9 protein-coding genes are annotated in these 8,692 nt (G+C 67.2%); 2 read left to right on the top strand and 7 right to left on the bottom strand.

All coding sequences use genetic code 11. The features are described 5' to 3' along the window. From JNK68_17230 to JNK68_17200, 7 genes are all read right to left on the bottom strand, one after another. A partial coding sequence (locus JNK68_17230; GenBank protein MBL8542086.1) for a PepSY domain-containing protein occupies nt 1-656 on the bottom strand: 656 nt, incomplete at its 3' end. A 14-nt stretch (nt 657-670) separates the two neighbouring features. Then, a complete protein-coding gene (locus tag JNK68_17225; protein ID MBL8542085.1) occupies nt 671-1,363 on the bottom strand; it encodes a Fe2+-dependent dioxygenase in 693 nt (230 codons plus the stop codon). A gap of 18 nt (nt 1,364-1,381) precedes the next feature. Next, nucleotides 1,382-3,574: a TonB-dependent siderophore receptor gene (locus JNK68_17220; GenBank protein MBL8542084.1), complete on the bottom strand. Its 2,193-nt coding sequence runs from the start codon at nt 3,572-3,574 to the stop codon at nt 1,382-1,384. A 333-nt stretch (nt 3,575-3,907) separates the two neighbouring features. Then, nucleotides 3,908-4,054 carry a hypothetical protein gene (locus JNK68_17215; GenBank protein MBL8542083.1) on the bottom strand — a complete coding sequence of 49 codons (147 nt, stop codon included), beginning with the start codon at nt 4,052-4,054 and terminating at the stop codon, nt 3,908-3,910. Nucleotides 4,055-5,023: 969 nt separating this feature from the next. Next, nucleotides 5,024-5,209 (bottom strand): hemin uptake protein HemP, encoded by a 186-nt coding sequence (locus tag JNK68_17210; protein ID MBL8542082.1) that lies wholly within the window; start codon nt 5,207-5,209, stop codon nt 5,024-5,026. Nucleotides 5,210-5,422: 213 nt separating this feature from the next. After that, nucleotides 5,423-6,382, bottom strand: a complete 960-nt coding sequence (locus JNK68_17205; GenBank protein MBL8542081.1) for an alpha/beta hydrolase — start codon at nt 6,380-6,382, stop codon at nt 5,423-5,425. Continuing rightward, on the bottom strand, nt 6,366-7,259 hold the full coding sequence (locus tag JNK68_17200) for an alpha/beta hydrolase (protein ID MBL8542080.1): 894 nt from the start codon (nt 7,257-7,259) through the stop codon (nt 6,366-6,368). The genes JNK68_17205 and JNK68_17200 overlap by 17 nt, the downstream gene beginning before the upstream one ends. Before the next feature lie 112 nt (nt 7,260-7,371). Between JNK68_17200 and JNK68_17195 the strand changes: the two genes are divergently transcribed. Further along, nucleotides 7,372-8,130 (top strand): quinoprotein dehydrogenase-associated SoxYZ-like carrier, encoded by a 759-nt coding sequence (locus JNK68_17195; protein ID MBL8542079.1) that lies wholly within the window; start codon nt 7,372-7,374, stop codon nt 8,128-8,130. Then, the coding region (locus JNK68_17190) for an MBL fold metallo-hydrolase (GenBank protein ID MBL8542078.1) at nt 8,127-8,692 on the top strand (566 nt) is incomplete at its 3' end. The genes JNK68_17195 and JNK68_17190, both read left to right, overlap by 4 nt.

The following is an 8,692-nucleotide window of genomic DNA, read 5'->3' as shown; positions in this document are numbered from 1 at the left end:
GTGCGCCCGGCGTCGGTGAACGAGAGGAACAAGCCGGTGAAGGAGACCAGCGCGAGCGCGATCGAGCCGTAGAAGCCGAAGGTGTAGTGCAGATTGCGCGAGGCGCCGAACCCTTTGCGAAAGCCGAGCGCCTTGCGCCACTGCCGCCGCGGCCACCAGAGATAGATGCCGGTAAGCGAAGAGATCAGCATTGCGACGCCGACGAAGCCGACGATCTCGCGGCCGTTGTAGTCGCGCAGCATCAGGTTTTCGTGAAAGCCGTGCATCCAGCCGATGAAGTCGACGCCCTCCGTCACGTCCAGCACGCGGCCGGTCGGCGCGTCGAGATACACGCGCAGGAAACCGGTCGATCCGGGGGGGCGCGCGAAGACCATGATCGGGCCCTCCTCGCCGTCGGGCAGTCGGATGCCCGTAGGTTTTGCGCGTCCATCGAGCGCTTGCGCCGCGCGCGCAGCGTATTCGGCGAAGGGGAGCGCGACCTGTGAGCCGCTGATCCGGTAGCGCGCCGGATGCAGCCATTCGTCGATTTCGTGGTCGATGACGAGAATGCTGCCGGAGACGCCGACGGCGATGCCGACCATGCCGAGCGTCAGGCCGAGCCAGAGGTGGATCTGAAACCAGATCGTGCGCTGCGAGATGCGTTTGCGTGATGCCATGTAGATGAGCTGCCTCAGGTGTCTGCCCACATGCGCAGCAGGTTGTGATAACAGCCGGTGAGCCATACCAGGGCGGCATGGCCCGGTGCATCCTGCGACAGGCTCACGATCGACATGTCGAGATCGAACAGGAGCGCGCGCTGCGTGTCGTCGCGCACGAGGCTCTGGATCCAGAAGAACGACGCGACGCGCGAGCCACGCGTGACCGGTGTCACCCGGTGCAGGCTGGTGGCGGGGTAGAGCACGAGATCGCCTGCCGGCAGCTTCACCGACTGCTCGCCGTAGGTGTCTTCGATCACCAGTTCCCCGCCGTCGTACTCCTCCGGCGCCGACAGAAAGAGCGTGGCCGAAAGATCGGTGCGGATCTTGATGCCGGTGCCTGGCAGCAGCCGGATGGCGCCGTCCACGTGGCTGCCGAAGGCCATGCCGTCCGCCCCGTCGTAGCGGTTGAAGAGCGGCGGATAGACGTGGCTCGGCAGCGCCGCGCTGATGAAGAGGGGATTGCGCTCCAGCGAAGCGAGGATCGGATCGCCGAGCTCACGCGCGATCGGCGTGTTCTCGGCGATCTGCAGATTGCGCTTGACCTGCGCGCCCTGATGCCCGGCGGTGGCGCGTCCATCGACCCACGCAGCACCGGCCGCATCGAGTCTTCCGCGTATCGATGCGACCTGCTCCGCAGAAAGAACCTTGGGCACGCGAACGAGCATGGAGCGGCTGTCCTCTGATCAGAACCGGTAGGTGAACGTGAGCAGGGCCTGCGTGTTCGTGCCCGGCACCGAACGGCCGCCCTGCGACGCGATCAGTTGATCGAAGCTGAGCTTGTTGAACAGGTTGAACACGTTGAGCCGCACCTCGTACTGCTGCTGCAGATAGGCGACGGTAGCGTCCACCCGCACGTAGTCACCGACGCGCACGGTGTTGGTGTTGTTGGCGAAGCGTCCCGACATGGTGGTCATGCCGCCGCCGACCTGCCACTCCGGCGTGATGTTGTAGGTGGTCCACAGCGACGTGCTGTTGCGCGGGGTGTTGAGCGGTACGTTGCCTTTCGTGTTCTCGAAGGTGGAGCCCTCGGTGATCTCGGCATCGAGATACGTGTAGCCGGCGAGAACCTGCCAGTCGCGCGTGATGCGACCGGCCGCCGTCGCCTCGAAGCCGTTCACGCGTACCTCGCCCGTCAACTCGTAGACACCCGTCGATACCTGGGTGCGCGCGTTCTTCTTCTTCGTCTGGAACAAGGCAGAAGTGAGCAGCAGATTCCCCTCCATCACCGCCCATTTGCCGCCGGCCTCGATCGACTGGTTCTCCTCGGGATCGAGGTTCTGGGTGCCATTGACGACGGTCAGCGTCTCGATCGAAGGATTGAAGGAAGTGCCGTAACTCACGTAGTAGGTCTGCAGTGAGCTCGGTTCGTACATCAGGCCGGCACGCACGCTCAGGAAATCCACGCTCTGGTCCGTACGGCGTGGCAGGTTGATGGTATTGTTCAACGTCGCATCGTAGTAATCCCAGCGCAGACCCGCGACGACTTTCCAGTTCGGTGTGAACGTGATCGTGTCGTTCACGTACGGCGCAACCGTGGTCGCGCGCGCGTTCGCGTAGTTGCCGCGGATGGTGATCGTGTTGCCAGCCTGCTCTAGCGGGCTTTGCAACCACACCACCGGCAGGTTCGGCCGCGCGTAGGCCTGGTTCTCGTAGTCGTCGTAGCCGAGTTCCAGCCCTGCCAGGAGCTGATGGCCGATCGATCCGGTGTAGAAATTCGCGATCAGATCGGTCTGGTTGTAGATCGAGTGATCGAAGATGCTGCGATCGTGGCCGGCGATCTGTACGAACAGCTGGTTGAGCGGCGTGGTGGTGAAGTTGCCGGTCACAGTGCCGCCTGGAATGGGAACGAAGACGCCGCGTGAGTTACGCGTCCCGACCGCCCCCGGACCCGATTCCCGCGCGTCGATGTTGTACTGGCTGTACTGCGTCTGATTCTGGAGCGTGAGCTCGGGTGTGAGTTTGTGAACGACGCGCGCGCGCACTTCGCCGACGTCCTGCGTGGTGCGGTCGTTGGTCAGGCCGTAGAAGTTGCCGCGGTTGACGTCGGCCGGCTGTCCGTTCACCGGCGGCAGGCCGTAATCCGGCATGTCGTTGTTGTGCAGCAGCAGCGCCGACAGGATCACGTCGGTCGGCGTGCCGATGCCGAAGCGCACCGACGGCGCGATGCCGTAGTTCTCGTTCTTCATCACGTCCCGCGACGAGTGGACGTCCTGCCCCATCAGGGCGACGCGGAATGCGGAAGTCTCGGACATCGGCTGGTTGATGTCCGCCGTCACGCGTACCATGGGCTGCGTGCCGACCCCCACGGTGGCGTAGTTGCTCGGCGTGAGCGAGGGCACCTTGCTCACCTGGTTGATCACGCCGCCGGTCGATCCGCGCCCGAAGAGCATCGACGAGGGCCCCTTCAGCACCTCCACGGCATCGAGGGAGAAGACGTCCCGGTAGTACTGGCCGCGGTCGCGAATGCCATCCAGATAGAGGTCGGTGCGCGCGGTGAAGCCGCGCAGGTTGATGTTGTTGCCGATCACGCCGCCTTCCGCACCGCCGAACGTGATACCGGGAACGTTGCGCAGCGCATCCTGCAGCGAAGTCGCACCCTGCGCGTCCATCACCGCACGGTTGATGATCGTGACCGATTGCGGAATGTCCATGACCGGTGTCGGCGTCTTGCCGCCGATGGTCGACACGGTCGGCACGTAGTCGTCGCTCTGTGTGCGATCGCGCACCTTGACCTCGGGCAGCGTCTGCTCGCCGGACTGCGCCACCGGCGCTGGCGAGGACTGGCTCTGCGTCTCCTCCGCAAAGGCCGCGTCGGGCACGCCCGCAAGGCCGGACAGGGCGGCAAAGCCCAGGGGCAGCAGGGTATGGCGCCGCATGGTGCGCACGCCAGGCTCGCGCGAAGCGCACGCCTGATGGGAGCCATCGGTCTGCGCTGGCTGGAGGGAGCGGCGAGACGGGGCGGCGAAGGCCTTCAACGCGGCGGCGATGGGCCGCAGGGCGAGCGTTTGATTCAATGCTGTTCTCCCTCAGGGCGGGTTCGAGTGACATGCTGGCGACCTGGCTGAGGGCTGGGTGGCTGTTACGGGCGGCTTCCGGTTCGACGGATCGGGAGCAGCGGGTCGGGGGCGCCTTCGCGCGCGCGATGGGATCGCGGTGTCCTTGCGGGAAGGCGATCCGGGCGTTCGGTTTCATGGCGATCTGGTCGAGCTTCACGGCGTGGCTACGACCCGGGGTCGGCCGCTTACCGGGTGCGGAATCACCAGCGCACGCACCGAGAACGCGAAGGAGACCAGTGCCTCCCAAAGCACGCTCTCGGGGGCACCGTCGGCAACGACCCGCCCCTGCTTGAGCAGCACGACCCGATCGGCATACTGGGCGGCGAGGGCGGCGCCGCCGGAGATGCCGATGAGCGCCGGGTCTGCCAGCGGGTCGCGGCAACGCGCTGCTCGTCTCCGGCGAAGGCACCGCCGCCGACGCGATGATCCGGCTGGCTGGCGGCACCAATGCGCTCACCGGCGTGCAGGGCTACAAACCGCTCACGCCGGAATCCGCGGCGCAGGTCACGGCGCAGGCGGGCCTCGTCGATCCATCCGCGAGCGATCCACAGGCCACCGCCGTGCTGACACAGATCCGCCTGCCGCGCGTGCTCTTCGCGATGCTCGCCGGCGCGTCGCTGTCGGTGGACGGGGCCGTGCAAGGCGGTACGCAGGCTCACGCCGGTGGTGGCGTGATACGTCGTTGCATCCATGTTCTGGTCCTCGATCATGCAGCGGTACGCGGGCGGGTACCTGCGCCGGTGCGTGTGCGGTGCTCCACCACTGACTGCGCATGCCGGCACACACCTCGCGGATGGTGGCATCGGCCGCGGGATGGCCGGCGACGCAGTCGAGGTGCGCGGCGACCCACGCGGCGATGCGCCTGCAGCCGGTGCGCTGATACGCGGTCATGAGATAGAGCAGGGCCGCGAGCAGGGTTTCGACACGACTGGCCTCCGCGGTGATATCGCGCTCCATCTGCCTGGAATCGATGGCCGTGACCGTTGCCGGAACATCGTCCACGGCACGTTCGGTACGGGTTGCGGTGACCGACACTTCGCGCATCCGTGGCTCAGACGATGATTCCGATTCGACCTCCTCAGCGCCGGCGAGCGGCGATAGCGCACTCAGCGCGGCGACCATCGCCACCAGCGTGTTCATTCCCAAAAGCGGCTCCCCTGGAAGAGGCAGGCTCGCTGGCTCGGGACAGGTCCGAAGCTGGCTGGCGTTGGTACTTTCCGGATGTCGCGCGACCCGCGGGTCATCCCTCCATCCGATCGGACCGGGCGTTCAGGCAGTCAGGATGAGCTTGCCGTTCTGCGTGATGCGCAGTCGGTATTCGCGGCCGCGATGCTCGATCACGACTTCTCCACGTGGGCCGAGCAACTCCGCCGAAGACACCCGGCGCAGTGCGTCCAGGTCGCTGCTGTTCGGCGCAGGAAAGTCTTCGGTATTGCGCTGACGTTCCGATCCCATGGCGCAAATAATAATAATTCGCATTCGTGAGCGTCAAGGGCTTTCGGACCGGGTATCAGTCGTTTACAACACTTGAGCAGAGGTCGCCGTTTCCTTGAGAACCCGTTCCTGCGTCCACATGCGGGGCGTGGGGCCCGCGACGACACTTGGGCGCAGCGTGGAAGCGGGGGGAGATGCGAGCGGCAGCAGGAGCGCCGTCGCGTGTATACCGGGCTAGGGCGGAGGAGATGACGCGAGCGCGGCCGCGTGCGCATGCACTCCGACATCGGCGTTCCCGTCGGTCAAGCGCGCGGCAACCTTGCCGAGAATCGTGTCTAGATGTCCGAGCGGGAGCGAGTAATGGCCCTCGCCCGGGATGAAACGCGCCGTGGCCGTGGGCAGTTCTTCGGCCAGGCGCCGTGCGAGCGCGGGTGGCACGATACCGTCCAGGTCGCCGTGCCAGAGATCCACGGATGCCTGGATGCCCGCCAGGGGAATGTCCCATGGCGCCGCATAGAGTTCGAGATCGCGCGCGGCACCGGCCGCGCTCGCCGCGAGCCCCTCACGGAAGGAGGCGGCGATCCGCGCCTGCACCGCCGGTTGCGCGAGCGTGGCGCGATCGGCAGGTGCGCAGCCCCGGGCCAGAGCGGCGACGAAGCGCTCGGCATGCTGCGCGAGCAGCGGTCCGACCGCGCGCTGGAGCAGCCCGCGCATGAGGCGCGAGCGCCGGCGGGCGAGCCGCAGCGCCAGCCGACGCACCGGATCGAAGTCGCGCAGGCCGTTGCTGCCTGCCAGCGGACCCATGGCGCTCACGACGCAGACGTGGGCGACCCGGGCGGGCATCGCCGCCGCGCAGCTCAGGGCGAACGGTGCGCCGCCGGAGACACCCACCACGGCGCAGCGATCGACGCCGAGGTGATCGAGCAGATGCGCGGCGTTCGCCGCCCAGTCATTGAAAGTGCGTGACGGACACTGCGTCGAGGCGCCGTAGCCGGGGCGATCGGGAGCGATGATGCGCAGGTTCAACGCAGTCGCTGCCGCGTCGGCGAAATCCGCCTCGAGCCGGGAGCCCGGCCAGCCGTGGTGATAGAGCACCGCGACGCCGCGGCGGGCGCCGTACTCCGACCACGCGAGCATCTGGCCACCGGGCAGTCGCAGGCGGCCATCGGGCGAACGCTCAGGGCGCGGTCGCATGCACCCGCTCGAGGATCGCTTCGAGCACGATGTGCGGGGACTCGCGCGGGATGAAGTGACCGACGCCGGGCAGGATGCGACGGACGTAACTGCCGCGGAACAGGTGCTCGCGTCCCTCGGTGGACGAGGCGAGGGTGGCGTGGTCGTTCGCGCCGTGCAGGAGTGTCGTCGGCGCGGTGATCGGCGGCAACGCCCCGAGCAGCTTCTGTGCGTGCTCGTAGCGCGAGTCGCCGGGCACGCCGCCCCAGCGATGCCGATAGGAATGCACCGCGACGTCGACGAAGTCCGGATTGTCGAAGGACTGCGCGGCCTTGTTGAAGTCTTCCTCCGGGAACGGCCAGCCTGGCGACCACGTCGTCCACAGGTCGCGACAGAAGGCGCGGCGGTTGGCTGCGAGTGCCGCGCGCCCCAGGGCGTGACCGAAGTACCACTGATACCAGTACGCGCGCGCCTGATCGAACGGGGGTGGGTGGCCCGGCGGATGCGCGCCGTAGCCCACGGACAGCGCGATGAGTCCGCTGATCCGGTGCGGCGCCAGCGCCGTGGCGGCGTACGCCGCGCGCGCGCCCCAGTCGTGGCCGACCAGCACGAAGGAGCCGAGCTTGAGCGCGTTGGCGAACTCGAGCACGTCGTGAGCGAGGGCAGCGATCTCGCCGCTGCGCGGGCGATTGGGATCGAGAAAGCGGGTCGGACCGAAGCCGCGCAGGAACGGCGCGAGGGTGCGAAAGCCGCGCGCTGCGAGCGCTTCCGCGATCGGATCCCAACAGCTGGGGTCGTCGGGGAATCCGTGCACGAGCACGATGGGCGGCGCACCTTCATCGCCGAGGGTGAGATAGGCCATGTCGAGGCACGAGGTGCGGACAGAAAGTAACGGCATCGCAAAATGGCGCGAAGAGGTTGTCGCCGGCATCATAGCAGCGGTGGAAGGGGCACGGATGTTGCCGATCCGAGCCGGTTGCTCAAACTCGGGACACAGGGGGAAATCCGCAATGAGATGGGGTTGGTTGGGGCTGCTCCTGCTCGCATACGCGGCACTTGCCGAAGACGGGCGCGATCCCCTCGCTTCGGCGCGCTGGGAAGACATGCGCAGGCAGTTCTTCGGCGACCAGGCAGTGGTCTTCGACGACAGGGTGAAAGTCACGGCGCCGCAGTTCGCCGAAGACTCGATGAGCGTCCCGGTCCGCGTCGATGCCGAGGCCTTGCCCGAGGTGCGCGAGATCGTGGTGTTCGCCGACTTCAATCCGATCCTCAAGGTGCTCGAGTTCTATCCCGAGCACGCGAAACCGCAGCTTGCGTTCCGCTTCAAGCTGCAGCAGGCGAGCCCGGTGCGCGCGGCGGCGCGCACGGGAGACGGTGTCTGGCACGTCGGCGGCACCTGGGTGGATGCGGCCGGGGGCGGCTGCACGGCGCCCGGCACGGCACGCGCAGCCGGCGGGTGGGAGAAGCTGCTGAACGAGGTGACGGGCCGCGTGTGGACCGCGCCCGATGCCGGCCGGCGGCTCAGGCTGCGGGTCATGCACCCGATGGATACGGGTCTCGCGCCGGGCATTCCGGCGTTCTACATCGAGCAACTTACGCTCAGGGACGAGCGCGGGACCACGTACTTCCGACTCAACACCTTCGAGCCGGTCGCGGAGAATCCGATCTTCACCTTCGACCTGCCCGCGCGCGTGCAGTCGTCCGGGGCGCTCGTGCTGAGCGGGGTGGACAACAACGGCAACCGGATCGCATCGCGGTTGACGCCATGAGGGCTCTCGTCGCTCTTCTTGCGGCGCTGGGCGCCGCCTCCGCCGTGTTCGCTGCCGCCTTCGACTACGGGCTGGCGCCGCAGAAGATCGCCGATGGCACCTATGTCCTGACCGGGCGCACCGAGGACTTCTCCACGGCGAACGGCGGCAACGTGGCGAATGCGGCATTCATTGTGACGTCCGCCGGAGTCGTGGTGATCGACACCGGCCCGTCGAGGCGCTACGGCGAGCAGCTGCGCGCGGCGATCCGCAAGGTCACGAACCAGCCGGTCGTGAAAGTGCTGAACACGCATTTCCATCCCGATCACTTTCTCGGCAACCAGGCCTTCGCGGACGTGGGTATCTCGGCCTTGCCTGCCACCATCCGCGGCATCGAGAGCATGGGCGGCGCGTTCGCCGACAACATGTACCGCATGTGCGGTGACTGGGAAGCGGGCACCGAGCCGCTCGCGCCCCGGCACATCCAGGCCGCCGGCGTCGAGAACATCGGCGGTCATGTTCTGGAGTTCCTCGCCCTGGGCGGCCACAGCGACGGCGATCTCGTCGTCTTCGACCGCACGAC

It is taken from the genome of Betaproteobacteria bacterium, assembly GCA_016791345.1.
In the GTDB taxonomy this organism is placed as follows: domain Bacteria; phylum Pseudomonadota; class Gammaproteobacteria; order Burkholderiales; family JAEUMW01; genus JAEUMW01.
Note: the sequence above shows the minus strand (reverse complement) of the source record. Positions and strands in the feature narration are given on the sequence as shown.